We start from the raw sequence: 18,346 nt of genomic DNA, 5'->3' as shown, positions 1-18,346 counted from the left end.
GTCGAGGATACACATGATTAATCCTCAGATAACGTCAAATCGTAAAAACGTGACTCATGCGAGGCGAGCTTTTCAGCGAGTGATGGAGGACGGACCGGAAGATGGGGTAGCGCCGATCGTTTGATCCACATCGGGGTATAGGAGCCGTTTGTCTGCTCTTCCTGGAACTCTTCACCCGTTCCGGTACCGAATTCGCCACCTGTCATCTTCGCCCAATAGTAAGGGTTTAACTCGTTATTAAAGGCGACATAGGCAGCAACACCTTCTAATTCGACATGAACGCCGAGTTCTTCGAACGCTTCACGAACGGCTGTTTCTTCAGTCGTATGCCCGTATTCCACTCCGCCTCCAGGGAATACGTAATACAAGACGTTCTCTTTTTCGCGGCGAATCAAAGCCACTTCATCTTGGTCATTCATGAGAATGATCGCACTTCTTAATTTCGTTCGAACCACTGAGATCGTTCCTTTCATTCCTGTAATTTTGCACAAAACGCATCGACGATTCGTCGATGCGTTCAACTCATTTTTGCGTAGGTTGTTCTAATGAATCATACATATCTTGCGTCAATCCGTTCTCGTGTGACGCGATGACTTTTCCTGCGACACGCATCCCGAGACGAAGCGCATCTTCAATTGGATGCTGTTTCATCAGTTCTGAGATGACAGCGGAGAAGAATGAGTCACCGGCCCCAGTAGAGTCGGCCACTTTCACTTTCGTTGTTGGGACGTGACCTTGTTCATTCGTACGAAGGTCGACATAAACCGCACCGAGCTCGCTCATCGTAACGATTGTGAGGGGTGCACCTTTCATGGCGAGTACTTCGGCGACGCGTAGTGCGTCGTCCACCGTGACGATTGACATATCGGACAAGATTTCCGCTTCTTCGCGGCTACAGATGAATCCAGTGAAGCCTTGGAGTAAATGGCGGTTCCGTTCGATGACAGAAAGGTGGCCACACACACCGTATAGTGGCAAGTCCATCTCACGGCAAAGTTCAATCGTTTCGTTTAAGACGTTGACGGACAAGTCTAAGTCGATTGCGACCGCGTCGCTCTCTTTAAAGACCGTATCGATTCGGCGTAAAATCGCTTCTTCCATCCGAGCTTCGTCAGGTTGTTTCGAAATCGATGTTTGGAGGTCGCCATTGTTATCCATGACGGCGAGCCACATTCCCATTCCGTTATCGTCGAGCATATCGACACCATCGACATTGACCTGTAAACCACGTAACTCCTCGAGGACGCCGACCCCGATTTGGTCGTTCGTGACAGTTGAGACGAAGCGAACGTCATTACCGAGTACACCTAAGTTTTGAGCAACGTTCCGACCTGTTCCGCCATTAGAGAAAGTGATGTCGCCGACATTTTTCGCATCTTTATGAAGCGGTGCGAAAGATGTTCCTTTAATATCGACAAACACTTTGCCGATGACTGCAATCGTATTCATATCATGTACCACCTTTAGCCAGTCTTTCGATCTGTTTCAGTCTATTTAGACACATTGTTTCAATTATAACGAAATCGACATATCGTTTCAATCATCGATTCGATTTTGTCGAATCGGTTACTCCCATGAAGAGGTGAGAAGACGAAGTCCATTCAAGATGACCAGAATAGTAGAACCCTCGTGTCCGACGACCGCGAATGGCATGATGAGCAGTTCGAAAATGTTTGTGGCAATAAGAACGAGAATGACACCGAGCGCAAAGACGACGTTTTGTAGGACGATTCGGTTCAGCTTGCGTGATTGGCGAATGGCGTCGCTCAAACGCATGAGGTCGTTTTTCATCAAGACGACATCGGCTGTTTCAAGAGCAGCATCGGTTCCTTCACCCATCGCGATTCCGACATCAGCGGTCGCAAGAGCAGGTGCGTCATTGATGCCGTCGCCTATCATTCCAATTGAACCGTACTCTTCACGTAACGTTTTGATTTGTGAAACTTTTTCTTCTGGTAAACATTCGGCAATATAACGTGTCAATCCAGCTTCATTTGCGATGGCACGAGCAGTCGCTTCATTATCTCCCGTAATCATGATCGTCGCGATCCCGAGATCATTCAGACGCTTGATTGCTACTTTAGCCTCGGACCGCAATGTGTCTCGGAGGGCATAGGCGCCAATTGTACGAGAGTCATCACTAATAAACACGAGTGTGTGACCGGCTTCTTTCAGCCGTTCCACATCTTTTTTGAAGAAGTCACCACTTCGGTCAGCGAACTTCTGTTTACCGACGCGATACGTCGTCCCGTCAATTGTCGCCTCGATTCCAGAACCGGTGATGTCTTTAAAGTGCGTCATCTCCCCGGTATGTTTTCCGGTATAAGAGACAAGTGCCTCTGCGAGCGGATGCATCGAATGCTCTTCAATCAAACTGACGATTCGGTTGACCTCGATTTCCTGTAAATCAGGTGAGATAAGCGCTTCTTGGACGATTGGTTTCCCGATCGTGAGCGTTCCGGTTTTATCAAATGCGATTGCTTTCAACCGTCCCATGTTCTCGATATGAGCACCACCTTTGAACAGGATCCCGTGTTTCGCGGATGAGGCGATGGCTGCTAGGGCAGCAGGCGTGATGGCGGCAACAAGGGCACAAGGAGAAGCGACGACAAGTAAAATCATTCCGCGATAAATGCTCGTTTCGAGAGACCATGACGTGAAGAAGGGGCCGAGCAGGATGATGGCTGCGACGGATAGGAGGACAACTTGTACATATCGCCCTTCGTAGCGGTCGATAAACTGCGCAGAAGGCGACTTTTCTTCCTGCGCTTGCTGTACCATTTGAATGATTTTTTGGAACAACGTCTCGGTCGCAAGCTTAGTCACTTCAATCGTCAAGACACCGTTTAAGTTGACGCTTGAGCCGAACACGTCATCTCCGATTTGTCGGTCAACCGGGACAGACTCTCCTGTGATAGCGGCTTCTTCGACAGATGCGCTTCCTTTCATGATTCGTCCGTCGACAGGGATGCGTTCGCCTGGGCGGACGTAAATCCGATCACCGACTTTCAAGTCGTCAATGTGCACAACTTCAAGTTCATCAGAAGAGGTTAAACGAGTTGCTTGTTCAGGTTGTAGTTCCATCAACGATTCAAGCGCACGTTCATTTTTATTCATCGTGTACGTTTCGAGGGCACCTGATAGAGCAAAAATAAAGATTAAAATCGCACCTTCCATCCAATAGCCGATGGATGCGGCACCGATGGCGGCGATAATCATGAGTAGCTCTACGTTCAGGGATTTTGTCTCGATCGTATCTGTGATCCCTTCTTTCGCTTTTGCGTATCCTCCAATGAAAAAGGCAGATAAGTAAAGCGTGACATGAATCCAAGGAGCTCCTTCTTGTGTTTCGGCGATATAAGCGAGTACAATCAATACACCGCTAATGAGCGCCATAATCAATTCGATATGTTCGTACCAGTTAGCCCGTTTGAAAACGTGGCTTTTTTCGTGTGTAACCGATTGGACGTTCATAGAATCCCTTCTTTCTAATTGAGAATAAATCTCGATTAAATGATAATGATTGATGATGATTATCATCTTCAATTGGCTTAAAATAAGGTTTTAATCTACGTTTGATTCAATATCTTTATTTGTAATAATTATTATCTAGGTTTATTTTAACACGCTCATCAGTGGCTCACAAATAAAAAGATTAAGGAGTTTTTGTGTCATGCAGAATATATTTCAACGCCCATGGACAGTGGCGTTTTTGGCGATTTTTAATACGTTGTTATGGGGCAGTGCCTTCCCGTTCATCAAACTGAGTTATGAGAAGTTGGATATTCAGTCGAATGAATATGGTCAACAGTTGTTGTTCGCAGGCGAGCGCTTCTTACTTGCTGGGATCCTTCTGCTCATCATCAGTCAGACGGTATTGAAACGTTCGATTCGATTGACGCCTAAGAAGTTTAGAGCGTATGCGCATCTCGGTTCTTTTTTAACGTTTCTTCAATATTTGTTCTTTTATATCGGACTCTCCATTTCGACTGGCGTACAAGGGTCAATCATTGCCGGGTCGACATCGTTCTTCCAAATGGCACTCGCTCATATCCGTTATGACGATGACAAATTGAATCGTTTGAAAGGACTTGCCTTGACGTTTGGCTTTTCTGGAATCGTGATCGCGAACTGGCCAGCGACTGGTACGGAAGTCGGTTTTGGATTGGGTGAGATCTTACTGATTTTAGCGATGGTAAGTGGTGCGTTCGGGAATTTGATTGCGAAGGACTATTCGAAAGAATATGATGTTGCCCCGATGACGGCTTGGGCGATGGTGACAGGTTCAATCGGATTGCTCGTCATCGGCTACTTGTTAGACCCAAGTGGGATCTCGATGCCATACACAGGACAGACGATTGCGTTCCTGTTCTATTTAGCGATGTTGTCAGCGATTGGATTTACACTCTGGAATACGTTGATGAAACATAATCCAGTCAGTCGGATTTCACTTTATATCTTCCTAGTTCCCTTATTTGGTGTCATGTTGTCAGGTATTTTACTCGGGGAGACCATTCCGTGGAACGCGATTGTCGGACTCATTTTCGTTATCGTAGGGATTTATTTGTCTACTTATTTTCAAGGGAAGCGCGTGAAAAAACGAAGCGTAAGTCGTTGAAAAAAGAGACGGAGTTGACGGAATGAATATCCCATGACAAAATAAATTAAAAATTCTGAATTTTAAGCTCGGAAATCGGTCTTCGTTTGTAAAGACTTGCGTACGCAATCATTCAAAGGAAGGAGGAAAAACAATGACTAGAAATCGAATCGTCCGTAATATCCTCATCTCGCGTCAACCGAAAGATGAGTACGTCAAGTACGTGATGAAGTGCGTGAGTCAAAGTTTAAAAGAGCGTCACGGTCCCGTGGCGACCCGCGCGACGAGACAAGGGGATGACATTCAGACGAGATGGCAGTTCGAAGACCGTGTCGTAGAGGTGACGTTGAAATCGGAAGTCCTCGCCTCACTGGATACGGAGCCGTTCGCACTAGATGAAGTGTTCATCCAGGCGTTGCAATTGAACGACGAGGAAAAAGATCGAGTTGTAGAATGAAAGAGGCAGATGGTTCATGGGAACCATCTGCCTCTTTATATATTGATCGGTTTTGACTTAGAGGTGAAGAGTCGCAATGCGAGAATGCCTAAAATCAGCGTATACATGAAGAAGTAAACCTCTTTCGGAAGCGATAACCAATAGGCGCCAATCATCGGTCCTGAAATCGAGCCGATACTGAATGAGATGCTATACAGCATGTTGCCAGTCGGGAGGAGGGAGCGAGGGAGCACCTCTGTCATGTGTGCTAGACCAAGTGAATACGTCGACCCTAACCCTGCGCCGGCAAGAGCGAACAGCACGAGTAGACCGACATAGTGATCGACAACAAGATTCGCTAAAGCGAAGACGAGTGTACCGAACGCCAGAACGATTTGCAAAATTCGTTTCTTCCCATACAAGTCAGCGAGTCGACCGAGAGGGAGTTGGACGACGATCGACATGACGATGAACGTCGTAATCAGTGTACTCGTCTCTGTCAGGCTCATCCCGTTACGCGACGTAAAGATTGGGAAGTTGGCATTCAAGCTCGCTTCCAGGAATCCGTATGTAAACGCAGGGAGAAGCGTGTATCCTGCACCGACTAGAATCAACCGGATGCGTCCCTTCGAATCCGTCTTCACTTTCTCGATTTCAGGGAACTCATTCTCGACTTTAAAGACGAGCATCAATGAGGCAAGACAGAAAAAGACGATGATCAAAAACGGTAACCAAAACCATAGATCGACAAGTGGTGCAAGTAAAGGTCCGACGGCGAAACCTAGACTGAACGACATCCCATAATATGCCATCGCGCGACCGAGACTTCGCTTATCCGTAGAAGATGTCACCCACACTTGTGAACCGTAGTGGAGGGCAGAGTCACCAAACCCGATAAAGAAACGCATCATCGCCCACACGAGTAAAGACGGCCAGATGGGCAAAGCGAAAGTCGCGAATGCGGTTAACGCAATTCCGAGGACGATGGTCGGACGAAATCCGTACTTTCGGACGAAGCGCTCAAGGAGCGGCGCAGAGACGATTACCCCGACATAGAGCATCGTCGCATTCAATCCGTTCACCCAAGCAGGTGCTCCGTCACGTTCAATCAACGTGGAGAGGAGGGGAATGAGTGCACCTTGAATCAAGCCGGATATAAAGACGATCAATAGTAAAATCATAAAACGAAAGCGGAGCATGGATTCACCTCATGAAGTCAAAGTAAAAAGCCGAGAAGGTTCTCAGCTTTTTGTGTCGTCAATCGGTTGTGGAGAGTGATTCAAGTGAAGCAATTCATCATCCCAACTGCCTTGACTAAACATTTCATCATGCTCTACTTTGTCTGAAACGAATGCGGCTGTCAATAAGATGCTAAGCACACCACCAAAAATAATAATGGCCATTACAGTGATCATGAATACATAAATCGCTGTCATCTATATACACCTCGATTCAGTTAATATACAGAACATTTCCCGAATCGAAATAATTAAAACGAAGTAGCTTTACGAGATTGGAAATCGACCTTCGGATAATAGGCTTGCTTGACGAGTGCGTTTGGTCCAAGGCATTTCACAGCGGGACAATGACAAGAAAGCGTAGCATTTAACTGACTGTTCGTCCATGTATCGTAAGCTTCCTGGAATGAGGTGTCGTATACGGTGCCGAGTGTACCGAGCTCGTCACCAAAATCCGTCACAATAATCTGACCATCAAAGATGTTCGTGTTAAGGCGTGAACGGCCGTCCGGATCGTTTCGGACCGTCACGTTTTTCGATTCATGAAGTCGTTTCAATAAAGCGCGATCTTCCGGCAAATCAGAACATGCATAGAATGGTAACGTTCCGAACAACATCCAGACGTTCTCGTCTCGGACATCGAGCAAGTCGTGAATCGCTTGTCGCGTATCCGCGAGTGACGCCGACTCGAGTGCGCTAGCGAAATCTGCAGGGTACATAGGGTGCACCTCGTGACGTTGGCAACCGAGTGAGACGATTTCTTCATGAATTTCTTTTAAATGCGGAATTGTCCGTTTGTTAATCATTGTTTCTGCTGACACGATGATCCCTTCAGCGGTAAGGGCGCGGGCGTTATCTTTCATCGTTTGGAGCATTTTTAACCGGGCCTGTTCACTCGGTTTCCGGTCCATCATTGCAAATCCACCTTCAAGGAAATCGGCATCGGTGCCCCAGTTATGCGAAATGTGCAAAACGTCCAAGTAAGGGGTAATAAGATGATAGCGAGATAACGGTAGCGTCAAGTTCGAGTTGATTTGCGTACGTGCCCCACGTTCTTTCGCATAACGCAACAACGGGACGACATAGTTGCGAACCGACTTCATCGATAACATCGGCTCGCCACCTGTAATCGAGAAAGCGCGTAAATGTTCAATTTCATCTAACCGTTGAATCAACAGTTCGAGCGGTACTTCCGGCTCTTCCGTTTGGTCGAGCATATAACCGACTGCACAGTGCTCGCAGCGCATGTTACACAATTTTGTTGTGGTTACTTCGACGTTGGATAAGACGAGTCGACCATGTTCAACTTGGTCGAGATAGGCTTCCCAAGGGTCGAAGGTTGGGGAGATGTTTTGCATGTGGATTCCACCTTTTCATCAAGTTACACGAAATAGTATGCTATAATAGCAACTCTTTGTCACGAACCAAAGGAGCGATTACAAGATGGGTAAATCACGTACAGATACCGCCGGAAAGATGAACGTCCTAAAATCGAGAACGGAATTGCTATGTCTATCGGTCAATACGCTAGATGAGCATACGACACCTGAAGATTTACATCGCCTGTTAGCCGACATTGATTCGTTGCGCGCCAAAGTTGTGCGTTACGCCAAAGACCTAGAACAATCGTCTCGAAAGGATGAATCAGATTGAAATTAATTACAGGAGATTTTAAAGATGTCACAGTCGAACGACTTGGCATCAATGGAGAAGGCATTGCGACAATCAATCGCATGGTTATCTTCATTCCGAACTTATTGCCGGGAGAACGAGCAAAAGTTGAAATCACGCGTGTCGAAAAAAACTACGCGGAGGCACGTGTCGTCAAACGCGATAATGACTCAAAAGATCGCGTTAAAGCACCTTGTCCGATTTACGATGAGTGTGGTGGATGTCAAATCCAACATATGAGTTCACGTCTGCAGATGGAGTATAAGGAAGAAATCGTTCGAAACGCTTTCCGTCAAAAGACAAAACTCAACGTGGACAAATCGGATATCCGTCCGACAATCGGTATGGATGATCCGTGGTATTACCGCAATAAATCACAGTTCCCGCTCGGTACACGCCGTGGGAAAATCGTGTCCGGTCTTTACAAGCCGAATTCGAACCATCTCGTACCAATCGAGCACTGTATGGTTCAACAACGTGACACGACAAACATCAACAATGCGATTGTCCGTATTTTAAACGAACTCGACATTCCCGTCTACGATGCACGTCGTGACACAGGTTATGCTCGGACGGTCGTCGTTCGCTCAGGTTACAAAACGAATGATGTACAAGTCGTTTTGGTCGTCGGACATGAAGATGTTCCGGACTTGGATGAATTAAGTGACCGAATCATGGAATTGCCAAACGTCGTCTCATTCCATATCAACATCAACGCGAATCGTTCAGGTGTGATTTTTGGTTATCGGACAGTCCATATCGCAGGACAAGAGAAGATGGATGAACAACTTGATGATGTGCATTATCATCTATCACCACGTGCATTCTTCCAATTGAACCCGGCGCAAACTGAAAAAATGTATCGCGAAGTCGTTGAAGCGGCAGGGCTCACGGGTGAAGAACGTGTTATCGATGCTTATGCAGGTGTTGGTTCAATCGGTCTTTGGTTGGCACCTTATGCAAAAGAAATTCGCGGGATGGAAGTCGTACCGGAAGCGGTCGAAGATGCGAATGATCATATGCGTGAAAATGGCTATAACCATGTCACGTATGTCGAAGGACGTGCCGAGCACTGGATCCCACGTTGGGTGAAAGATGGCTGGATTCCAGATGTCGTGGTCGTCGATCCGCCACGAACAGGGATGGATCATCAATTGATCAACTCGATTATTTCATCGAAGACGAAACGAATCGTTTACGTATCATGTAACCCGCAAACGCTCGCGCGAGATGCCGATCAGTTGATGAAAGCGGGATACAAGGTCAATTACGTGCAACCGTATGATATGTTCCCGCAGACGTCTCACGTTGAATCGGTCGTCGTGTTCGAGAAAAAGAAAAAGAAAAAATATTGACGAGTCCGTGAAAAGACTTGTCGAGTAAGCGTTTTCACGTTATAGTTCAGATGTCAGACTTCTTCTCAAATTTAGAAGTGGAGGAACATCCAATGATTTCACAAGAACGCGTACAAGAACTCGTGCATAAAGCCATTGAAGCGCGCAAACGCGCCTATACACCGTATTCAAAATTTAACGTCGGAGCCGTCGTCATCGATGCATCTGGTAAAGAGATTACAGGATGTAACGTAGAGAACGCTTCGTACGGACTTTCGATGTGTGCCGAACGGACAGCCATCTTCAAAGCTGTCTCGGAAGGTAGTGACTCGATTGAAACGGTCGTTGTCGTCGGCGACACAGAAGGTCCGATTTCACCGTGTGGAGCGTGCCGTCAAGTCATCGCCGAATTCGCAGGAGAGGACTTTACCTTAATCCTTGCGAACTTGAACGGTGATACAAAAGTGATGACAAAAGAAGAAATGTTGCCTTACGGATTTTCACCAAAGGACTTAACGTAAAAGCTGCGGACGATTGTCCGCAGCTTGTTTATTCGTCTTTATATTTCTTTTCACTCACCGAATCATCTTTGGAGTGACGTTTGTTCTTCTCATCCTTCACCCGCTCATTCAATTCCTCGACGGGAATCGGGTCGACGGTTTGCATGCCGTCCTCGTCAAAAATACTCTCTTTGTCCGTATCGACAGCGTCCGGGTTATCAAACGGACGTTTCGACGTAGGTCGTTTCTTTTCCATCCAATCGCCTCCTTCTCACTACAGATTCCACTCCTTGAAAAGTTGTAAACGTTTTCGGTTTGGGTTTTAAGATGATGAAATAGTGGAATGAAGACTTCATAGTGAAGGAGGGGACAGAATGGATCGTAAAGTATTGATGGGGATTGTACTCGGTGTCGCAGGCGCAGCACTTATCGCACCGAAAGTGGCGGCACTGCTTTCGCAACGTGAGGAAGAAGACACGTGGCAGAAGATGGACGAGCGGGAAAGTGTAGATGCGAATCAGGATGAAGCGGAGCAAGGTCTCACGCAACTCGATTCGAGTCACCGTGCCGAATGGCAAGCGAACGGATACCCGCAGACGCATGCAGAACGAGAGCGACTCGAGCAAGAGTCGGTCGATCAATATAAAGGAAAAGACATTTAAAAGGCAGCCTCGCAGCTGCCTTTTTACATATCGAACGCTTCTTCTGGTAAGAGAGGTAAGCCGACCGTAACCGTCGTCCCTTGCCCAACTTCTGAGCTGAAGTGAAGCGATCCTTCATGTCGTTCGATAATATGTTTCGCGATGGCGAGCCCGAGACCGGTACCGCCATCTTTTCGTGTCCGTGATTTATTGACACGATAGAAACGCTCCGTCAATTTATCCAGATCTTCTTTCGGAATGCCTCGACCTTCATCGCGTATTTCTGTGATCGCATAGTTTGTCTCGGCGAATGTCTTCACATAAATCGTTTTGCCCGCCTCGGTGTAGCGGAGTGCATTATCGAGAAGGTTACCGATGACTTGTTCGAGTCGGTCATGGTCGCCAAGAATGATCAAGTCGAAGTCTAAATCGGATTCGATTGTCACTCCTTTTGCCCGGGCAATCGGTTCGAGTCGATAAAGGACATCTTCAAGCACTTGCGAATACACGACGGGTTCTTTCGTCATCGGATACGAATCGCGCTCTAGCTGTGCGAGATCGAGTAAGTCCGTGACAAGACGTTGAAGTCGATTCGTCTCGTTTTCGATGATGTCATAATACTGTGCTCGAGTTTTTTCATCCAACGTGTCATCTTGAAGCATCTCCGTGTACCCGCGAATGTATGAAAGTGGGGTACGGAGTTCGTGACTGACGTTCGCGAGAAACTCTTTTCGCTGTTCTTCGACGAGTCCGAGCGACTCTGCCATCGAGTTGAGCGTGTCCGCCAACTCGCCGATCTCATCATCATACACAATCGGGATGCGGTGTGAGAAATCACCTTGCGCATACACTTGTGAGGCGCGTTTCATCTGGATGAGCGGCTGGATGATCGTATCGATAATCTGTTTACCGAAAAGGAGCAAGTTCACGATCATGAGGACGAGTAAGAACGTGATCATGAGCCGAATCGGTTGGAACGGTTCGCTGATTTTACTGAGTTCCATATAGAGGATGAGCGCATTATCGAGTTCCCCGTCACGTATGAGCGGAAAAGCGGTCATTAATATATCGACGTCCTCGGTCGGATGCTTCCGTGTGACAGAAATGGCATACCCGTCTTGGAGACGCTCGAGATCTTGTTGCCGTAGGAACGTCTTACCGGAGCCGAGTGTATCTTCTCGAACGGAGGAAAGGAATACTTTCGTTTCGGTCAGTTCGTTCGTATACGTCATACTGTCAGCAAACGCGTCAGAGAAACCGTCGGCCTTATAGATTGTGACGAGTTTCTCTCCGCGGTTGATGAGCAGTTCTTCTTGCGTTTGGATATAGAATTTGTCGTACAAATAGAACGTCATGATCAGAAACACGAACGCTGAGAAGAGGCTGGCTGTCCAGATGGTAATCCAAATCCGCTTCCGGATCGTGTATCGCTTCATCCGTTTGCCTCGAATTTATATCCGATGCCCCAAACAGTTTGAATGTAACCTCCAGCCTCCCCGAGTTTCAGACGTAGCGTCTTAATGTGCGTGTCGACCGTGCGGAGGTTACCGTGGTATTCGGTTCCCCAAATTTGATCGAGCAACTGTTCACGAGAGAACACTTTTTCGTCGTTCGTGATGAAGAGGTAGAGTAAGTCGAACTCTTTTCGTGTCAGGTTGACGGTTTTTCCTTTCACGCTGACGGCGCGACCTTCGATATCGATGGAAAGAATGCCGACATCAAACGTAGCTTCTTGTTCTTTTGAAAAACTATGTGTGCGACGGAGTGTCGCTTCGATACGGGCAAGTAACTCGCGTGGGCTAAACGGCTTCGTGATGTAGTCGTCTGCTCCGATTTTTAGACCGTGAATGCGGTCAAGTTCTTCAGAGCGTGCCGTCAACAGAATGATCGGAACGTTCGAAAACTCACGGATGCGCATGCAGGCAGTCAGTCCATCGAGCTCCGGCATCATGACGTCGAGTAAGACAAGGTGGAATGTCTCTTCTTTTAAACGTGCGATGGCTTCAAGGCCGTTTGAGGCGGTGACCGTCTCATACCCTTCTTTTTCTAAATTTGATACAAGTAAATCTCGCATTTGTTCTTCGTCATCAGTTACGAGGATACGAAACATTGATTCTGACATATGTCATTCTCCTTTACGAAACGGTTAACGAGAGTTGTGATGAATCCCTCATACCTTTATCATACCTATCTCTTCGAATTAGAACAGATTTATTCGGCTCCGACAAGTTACCTCCATCAAATCCACACAAAAACGCCACAAAAAAGCCAATTCTTTGACAGAATTGGCTCATGCTTCGAGTTGTGCCTCGTAAGGGACTTCGTATTCCGGGATGTGAAGGGCGTGCAAGTAAAGTTGGAAGCTCGATTTGGATACTTCGTATAATACATATTCCACATCACCTTGGTTGATTTCAGCGAGCAGTTCAGAACGAAGCTCATTCGCGCAAAACGCGTACGGGAGCTTCTCTGCTGCAGCAATCGATCGTTCATTCGACTTACGAATCTTTAAGAACACACTTTCAATATCAAGCTCGAAGAACAGTTCTGAGAAGAACGCCTCTTTCGCAACTTGATTATAACCTTTGCCGTGATACGGCTTGCCAAGCCACGTGCCGAGGAATCCATAGCCGGATTCGACATCGAACAAGCTGATCGTCCCAATCGGGGTGCCATACTCGTTCGTGATGGTACGTGAGATGATATTTCCTTGCTCTTCTAGCTCGATGATTTGCTTCGTGCTAAATAAAAACTCGTCAAAGTGGACCGTCTTTTGACGGACATACGGAAAGACATCTGGGTGTTGCATCAGTTCGAACAACTCCGCGCAGTCGGTGAGCTCACGAAATTTGAGCACCTTTACATTCCTCCTCCTATTTCAGACCGCTGAAGAATAGTCGTAACGAAAGCATACTTCTGGCTTCGCTGTTCGAACCGCCTTGGCTGCTTTATGAAGTTACAAGATAATTTTATATAGTATTTTTAAAAAAGCAAGTAAATTATGCGTAAAATGCTTATGAAAAATAATGAAAATTATTCGACCTCATGATGCGTTTCCGCACGGTCTGTTTTATAGACAACTTCACCATTAACAATCGTCATAATCGGCTTCGCTAAATAGTCGAGCGGGAAGTGATTCCAGAGCACGAGATCGGCGTCTTTTCCGACTTCTAGTGAGCCGATGCGGTCGTCAACACCGAGTGATTCAGCAGGGTTGATGGTGATCCCTCGTAGCGCAATATCGACAGGTAACCCTTCGCGTGCAGCAAGACCAGCACATAAATTTAAATACTGCACCGGCGTGTACGGATGATCGGTTGTAATGGAAACAATCATGTCGTGCTCATGGAGGATGCGGTACGTTTCCCACGTCTTATTTTGAAGTTCGATTTTCGACTTTCGCGTAAAGGTCGGTCCGACGGTGACATGTTTCACACCGAGCTCTTGTAACTTTTCTGCGACGAGGTGACCTTCCGTACAATGTTCGATGCGGTAGTCGAGGTCGAACTCTTTTGCAAAACGGACGACCGAAAGAATATCGTCTGCACGGTGCGCATGCACACGAATCGGCATGTCGCGGTCTAGGGCGAGTTGGATCATCTGACTCCCGAACGTGCCGATCGTCTTCGTTGAACCGACCGTACGAAATGCTTCACGGAGCAAGCCCATGATTCCCATCCGCGTCAGGTCGCCCGTTTTCCCCATACTATGAATTCGTTTCGGGTTTTCGCCGAGTGCCATCTTCAGTCCCGCATGACGGCGGACAATCATATCATCAATATAGCGGCCGTGCGTTTTGATGACACTTGTCACACCGCCGATGACGTTCATACTCCCGGGCATGACTTGGACAGCGGTCACGCCAGCCATCAATGCTTCCTGGAACCCTTCATCGAGTGGGTAGACGCCGTCGATGGCACGAGCATGAGGTGTCATCGCTTCGACCGTTTCGTTGGCGTCGTTCCCGACAGAGCCTGTCCCCTCGTCGTATAAACCGAGATGGGTATGCGCGTCGATGAAACCAGGGAATAAAAAGTTTCCTTCCGCTTCGATAACATTCTCGTTGTCTATGGGGTCGAGTAATTCGGCCATTTCGACAATCTTTCCATCACGGACACGGACGTCTCCGTAAAAATGGGGGGCGGTAATCGGATAAATATGGGCGTTTCGAATAAGTAAGTGACTCACGATTCATTCTCCTTAAGCATCTTGTAATAGGTTTTTTAATGCGGGTTCTAATGTGTCATATCGGAAATCAAAGCCATGTTGGAGCGCTTTGGTCGGTACGACTTTTGCTCCTTCTAAAACGATGACACTCTTTTCACCGAGTGCGAGTTTCATCATTGGGGCGGGTGCCGGGATCCAGTGAGGACGATGCATCACCTTCGCGATCGTCTTCCCGAACTCATTCATCGTCACCGGTGTAGGGGCGGTTCCGTTTACAGGACCTTCGATTGTATCCGTTTCGATGATATGCACGAACAACCGCACGAGATCATCTAAATGAATCCATGGAACCCACTGCTTTCCGGATCCAATTTTACCACCGACTCCGAATTGATAGGGGAGTTTCATTAATGGGAACGCACCGCCATCATTGGATAAGACGACGCCTGTACGCATCGTCACGAGACGAACGCCCAAATCGCGAATCGGTTCAGCTTCTTGTTCCCAGAGTACACAAACATTCCCGAGGAAATTGGTTCGTGTCGGTAATGGGGTTTCTTCTGAATACGTGATGGAACGGTCTTCCCCGTATATGCCGATTGCCGAGCCGCTGATGACGACTTGAGGTTTATGTTTTAACTGTTGAATGATTCGGACGACTTCCTTTGTCCCTTCGATTCGACTTTGGAGGATGGCTTGCTTCTGTTTATGGGTCCAGCGTCCGTCGTTGATGGACGCACCTGCCAAATGGATGAATGCGTCTGTTCCTTCGAGCTCTTCTTCTGGCTTGCTATTTGGCGTTAGCCATTCGATGAACGACACCCCGCGATGGCGGGGACGTGGATGTCTTGTCAAGACGACGACTTGGTGACCGGCGTCAGCCAGTGCGCGGACGAGCGGTTGACCGATCAACCCGGTTCCACCGGTGATTGCGATTTTCATGAAATTCCCTCCGATATCATGTGTTGTTTCTAAAATGGGTATAAGTCAGTATATCCAGATGAATACCCTTTCTTCTAACTTATCAAAAATCCTTTCCGATTCCTGAACGTGATATGTTAGAAACATGAAATGGAGGGGAGTCGTTGTGAAAATTGCGAAGTTCACGACCCAACAAAAGAATAAAGACCGATTGAACGTCTTCATCGAACGCGAAGGGAAAGAAGAGTTCGCATTCGCCATCGATGTTGACGTGTTTATCAAGTACGGGCTTACAAAAGGGATGGAGCTCGAAGACGACTTTGTGCAGGATGTGCTCGAGGCGGAAGAGGCACAGAAGGCCTATAAACTAGCCGTCAATTATTTATCGTACCGAATGCGTGCGATTTCAGAGGTGCAGGACTATCTCATGAAGAAGGAGTTAAGCGAAACTGCCATCAAACATGCCATCACGCGACTGAAAGAGCAGCGTTACTTGAATGATGCGGAATTTGCGAAAGCTTATGTCCAAACCAAATTCAATACGAGTCCAAGTGGACCGATCAAAATCAAACGTGAGCTCGAACAGCTCCGCATTCCACCGGACGTTGTTGAATCCGTATTAGCATCAATCACACACGAAGAACTCGTCGAAAAGGCTGGAAAGTTCGTAAAACGGAAACAATTGGAAACAAATCGTCGTTCTGCCACAGAAGTGCAACAAAGAATTCAACAAACCCTGATGCAAAGGGGGTTTACCTTTGATATTATTTCAGAGGCGATTCAAATTTTTTGGGAAGAAGAGGACGAAGATGTCGAGATTGTGGCATGTCTGAAGCAAGCTGAAAAGTTGAATCGGAAGTTCAGCGGGTATGATGCGTTCGAACGCAAGCAGCGCATGAAGATGCAGCTTCGTCGCAAAGGATTTCCGTATGATGTGATTGAACGTACGTTAGAGAGACTCGTTGAAGAAGAATCGTGATGGGACATCTGTTTACGGTAGGGGAAAACACGAAAAGGTGGGTCTACATTGACGATTTTAGAATGGATTACAGCACTGACGCCGATTGTGGCCGTGCTCATCTTATTGGTAATTATGCGTTTACCTGCATCAGTAGCCATGCCCTTGTCACTCGTGACGACGGCGATTTTAGCGTTCTTCGTTTGGCAATTGGATGCGACTCGGATCATGGCGGCGACACTGCAAGGGCTCGTCATCGCCGTGACGACTGTATGGATTGTCTATGGTGCGATCGGGATGATGAATACGATGAAAGAAGGGGGCGGAATGAATGCGATTCGCTCTGGATTCGTCAACATCACACCCGATCCGCGTATTCAAGTCCTGATTGTCGGTTGGTTGTTCGTTTCATTCATTGAAGGGGCTTCAGGGTTTGGTACACCGGCGACAGTTGCGGCACCGCTTTTAATCGCCCTCGGATTTCCGCCGATTGCTGCTGTCGTGATCGCACTGTCTGCGGACGTATCAGCTGTCACGTTTGGAGCGGTCGGGACACCGGCGCTCATCGGGATTGGGAATGGTCTTTCGCTAGACGTGAACCAACCTGAGTCAATTGCCTTTTTGACGGAAGTCGTCTTGCAAACCGTATTGATCGATATGGTTGTCGGTCTATTCATCCCGTTCATTTTGATTTTGATGCTGACGCGCTTCTTCAGCAAGGAGAAGTCAATCAAACCGGCGCTCGAAGTATTTCCGATTGCAATCGTGGCAGCGCTATTATATAGCGTACCAGCTTACATTTGGACACTCGTCCTTGGATTTGAATTTGGAGGAATGCTCGGTGGACTAACGGGTCTCGTCATTCTCGTAGCCATGGCGCGTAAAGGGATTCTCATGCCGAAACGCGTATGGACATTCGATGGATATATGGACGAACTGGAACCATCCACTGAAAAAGTAACGTTAACATCGAACAAGCGTGAACTACCGCAGTGGAAAGCGTGGGCGCCTTATCTCATCTTGACAATTTTCTTAGTCCTCACCCGTACGGTTCCGTTTTTGAATGAACTGTCTCGGAGCGTTCGGATCAACCTGCCGAACATTTTGGGCGTAGAAGGAATCTCGACGTCTTGGGAGCCGTTCTACTCACCGGGCTTCATGTTCATCTTGACGATCATCGCAACATTCTTCCTGCACAACATGAGTTGGTCGCAAGTGACGTCGGTCTTTAAAGCGACGACGTTTGGAATCGTCGGGACAGTCATCACGTTAGCAGCCTCTGTTCCGATGGTTCGTATTTTCATCCACTCTGAAAATGGGGGAGCTGGACTTGCATCGATGCCGGTCGAACTTGCGACGGCAGCTGCTGACACGTTCGGTGGGGTATGGCCGCTCGTCGCACCGTGGATTGGGGCCCTCGGCGCCTTTGTCTCGGGGTCGGCGACCTTCTCGAATATGATGTTTTCAAGTTTGACAACGAACGTAGCCGAATCGGTCGGACTCGATAATACGCTCGCCTTATCGATGCAGATGGCAGGGGCGAACGCGGGGAACATGATCTGTGTGTTGAACGTCGTAGCGGTTGCTTCTGTTGCGGGACTGCTCGGTAAAGAAGGGACTATCATTCGATACACGCTCATGCCGATGATTTATTACGTCACGGCAACAGGGGTCATTGGTCTCATTTTGGGCATGTTTTTCTTAAACTAAATCAAGTTACAATTTTTTTACAAAATAATATTGACAATTTTCAGAACAGTCTGCTAAGGTTTGAGTAGATTTTAAAACTATGAAACGAGAGGAGCCAGAATGATGAACAACATTGCACTCACAAACACACTCAAAACATCATATGGCTACTCGTATTTAACTGCGTGACTTTG

Annotated in this window: 20 protein-coding genes; 8 read left to right on the top strand and 12 right to left on the bottom strand. The window is 47.4% G+C overall.

The window, feature by feature from the left end:
• Window positions 1-17 precede the first annotated feature (17 nt).
• The 3 genes from KNP04_RS12435 to KNP04_RS12425 all read right to left on the bottom strand — a co-directional run bounded on the left by KNP04_RS12435 (window position 18) and on the right by KNP04_RS12425 (window position 3,474).
• Complete coding sequence (locus KNP04_RS12435; RefSeq protein WP_251129950.1) at window positions 18-491, bottom strand: NUDIX domain-containing protein; 474 nt, start codon at window positions 489-491, stop codon at window positions 18-20.
• Window positions 492-522: 31 nt separating this feature from the next.
• Entirely contained in the window at window positions 523-1,449 is a 927-nt protein-coding gene (locus tag KNP04_RS12430) for a carbohydrate kinase family protein (RefSeq protein WP_074033083.1), read from the bottom strand.
• 117 nt (window positions 1,450-1,566) lie between these two features.
• A complete protein-coding gene (locus KNP04_RS12425; RefSeq protein ID WP_214876476.1) occupies window positions 1,567-3,474 on the bottom strand; it encodes a heavy metal translocating P-type ATPase in 1,908 nt (635 codons plus the stop codon).
• Window positions 3,475-3,673: 199 nt separating this feature from the next.
• On the opposite strand from KNP04_RS12425, the gene KNP04_RS12420 reads away from it, so the two are divergent.
• Both KNP04_RS12420 and KNP04_RS12415 read left to right on the top strand, forming a co-directional pair.
• A complete protein-coding gene (locus KNP04_RS12420; protein ID WP_214876474.1) occupies window positions 3,674-4,618 on the top strand; it encodes a DMT family transporter in 945 nt (314 codons plus the stop codon).
• A 133-nt stretch (window positions 4,619-4,751) separates the two neighbouring features.
• Window positions 4,752-5,054, top strand: a complete 303-nt coding sequence (locus KNP04_RS12415; RefSeq protein WP_214822201.1) for a hypothetical protein — start codon at window positions 4,752-4,754, stop codon at window positions 5,052-5,054.
• Between the two features lie 35 nt (window positions 5,055-5,089).
• Here the strand turns inward: KNP04_RS12415 and KNP04_RS12410 are convergent, their stop codons facing one another.
• The 3 genes from KNP04_RS12410 to yfkAB all read right to left on the bottom strand — a co-directional run bounded on the left by KNP04_RS12410 (window position 5,090) and on the right by yfkAB (window position 7,629).
• The gene (locus KNP04_RS12410) at window positions 5,090-6,214 is read right to left on the bottom strand and encodes an MFS transporter (RefSeq protein WP_251129949.1); all 1,125 of its coding nucleotides are present in this window, start codon (window positions 6,212-6,214) and stop codon (window positions 5,090-5,092) included.
• A 60-nt stretch (window positions 6,215-6,274) separates the two neighbouring features.
• On the bottom strand, window positions 6,275-6,448 hold the full coding sequence (locus KNP04_RS12405) for a hypothetical protein (protein ID WP_251129947.1): 174 nt from the start codon (window positions 6,446-6,448) through the stop codon (window positions 6,275-6,277).
• Between the two features lie 74 nt (window positions 6,449-6,522).
• Window positions 6,523-7,629 carry a radical SAM/CxCxxxxC motif protein YfkAB gene (gene yfkAB, locus KNP04_RS12400; protein ID WP_214876470.1) on the bottom strand — a complete coding sequence of 369 codons (1,107 nt, stop codon included), beginning with the start codon at window positions 7,627-7,629 and terminating at the stop codon, window positions 6,523-6,525.
• 85 nt (window positions 7,630-7,714) lie between these two features.
• Here yfkAB and KNP04_RS12395 point away from each other — a divergent pair, with 85 nt between their 5' ends.
• The 3 genes from KNP04_RS12395 to KNP04_RS12385 are packed head-to-tail and all read left to right on the top strand — an operon-like array spanning window position 7,715 to window position 9,797.
• Window positions 7,715-7,924, top strand: a complete 210-nt coding sequence (locus KNP04_RS12395; RefSeq protein ID WP_015880867.1) for a hypothetical protein — start codon at window positions 7,715-7,717, stop codon at window positions 7,922-7,924.
• The gene (rlmD, locus tag KNP04_RS12390; protein ID WP_214822212.1) at window positions 7,921-9,297 is read left to right on the top strand and encodes a 23S rRNA (uracil(1939)-C(5))-methyltransferase RlmD; all 1,377 of its coding nucleotides are present in this window, start codon (window positions 7,921-7,923) and stop codon (window positions 9,295-9,297) included. Before KNP04_RS12395 ends, rlmD begins: the two co-directional genes overlap by 4 nt.
• Window positions 9,298-9,347: 50 nt before the next feature.
• Window positions 9,348-9,797 carry a cytidine deaminase gene (locus KNP04_RS12385; protein WP_214747524.1) on the top strand — a complete coding sequence of 150 codons (450 nt, stop codon included), beginning with the start codon at window positions 9,348-9,350 and terminating at the stop codon, window positions 9,795-9,797.
• Between the two features lie 28 nt (window positions 9,798-9,825).
• Here the strand turns inward: KNP04_RS12385 and KNP04_RS12380 are convergent, their stop codons facing one another.
• Entirely contained in the window at window positions 9,826-10,032 is a 207-nt protein-coding gene (locus KNP04_RS12380; RefSeq protein ID WP_074033092.1) for a hypothetical protein, read from the bottom strand.
• 118 nt (window positions 10,033-10,150) lie between these two features.
• On the opposite strand from KNP04_RS12380, the gene KNP04_RS12375 reads away from it, so the two are divergent.
• Window positions 10,151-10,438, top strand: a complete 288-nt coding sequence (locus KNP04_RS12375) for a hypothetical protein (protein ID WP_214822225.1) — start codon at window positions 10,151-10,153, stop codon at window positions 10,436-10,438.
• Window positions 10,439-10,461: 23 nt separating this feature from the next.
• Here KNP04_RS12375 and KNP04_RS12370 read toward each other — a convergent pair whose 3' ends face one another.
• The 5 genes from KNP04_RS12370 to KNP04_RS12350 form a co-directional block, all read right to left on the bottom strand.
• The gene (locus KNP04_RS12370; protein WP_214747166.1) at window positions 10,462-11,853 is read right to left on the bottom strand and encodes a sensor histidine kinase; all 1,392 of its coding nucleotides are present in this window, start codon (window positions 11,851-11,853) and stop codon (window positions 10,462-10,464) included.
• Window positions 11,850-12,539 carry a response regulator transcription factor gene (locus KNP04_RS12365; RefSeq protein ID WP_074033095.1) on the bottom strand — a complete coding sequence of 230 codons (690 nt, stop codon included), beginning with the start codon at window positions 12,537-12,539 and terminating at the stop codon, window positions 11,850-11,852. The genes KNP04_RS12370 and KNP04_RS12365 overlap by 4 nt, the downstream gene beginning before the upstream one ends.
• A gap of 168 nt (window positions 12,540-12,707) precedes the next feature.
• A complete protein-coding gene (locus tag KNP04_RS12360; protein WP_074033096.1) occupies window positions 12,708-13,274 on the bottom strand; it encodes a GNAT family N-acetyltransferase in 567 nt (188 codons plus the stop codon).
• A gap of 176 nt (window positions 13,275-13,450) precedes the next feature.
• Window positions 13,451-14,605, bottom strand: a complete 1,155-nt coding sequence (locus KNP04_RS12355) for an amidohydrolase (protein ID WP_214822229.1) — start codon at window positions 14,603-14,605, stop codon at window positions 13,451-13,453.
• 12 nt (window positions 14,606-14,617) lie between these two features.
• Window positions 14,618-15,526: a TIGR01777 family oxidoreductase gene (locus tag KNP04_RS12350; RefSeq protein WP_214822231.1), complete on the bottom strand. Its 909-nt coding sequence runs from the start codon at window positions 15,524-15,526 to the stop codon at window positions 14,618-14,620.
• Window positions 15,527-15,671: 145 nt separating this feature from the next.
• On the opposite strand from KNP04_RS12350, the gene recX reads away from it, so the two are divergent.
• Window positions 15,672-16,484 (top strand): recombination regulator RecX, encoded by an 813-nt coding sequence (recX, locus tag KNP04_RS12345; RefSeq protein ID WP_214876468.1) that lies wholly within the window; start codon window positions 15,672-15,674, stop codon window positions 16,482-16,484.
• A gap of 48 nt (window positions 16,485-16,532) precedes the next feature.
• Entirely contained in the window at window positions 16,533-18,173 is a 1,641-nt protein-coding gene (locus tag KNP04_RS12340; protein ID WP_214876467.1) for an L-lactate permease, read from the top strand.
• Window positions 18,174-18,346: the final 173 nt, after the last annotated feature.

Origin of the sequence: Exiguobacterium sp. CH10, from assembly GCF_018617635.1 — a bacterium.
In the GTDB taxonomy this organism is placed as follows: Bacteria; Bacillota; Bacilli; order Exiguobacteriales; family Exiguobacteriaceae; genus Exiguobacterium; species Exiguobacterium aestuarii_A.
Note: the sequence above shows the minus strand (reverse complement) of the source record. Positions and strands in the feature narration are given on the sequence as shown.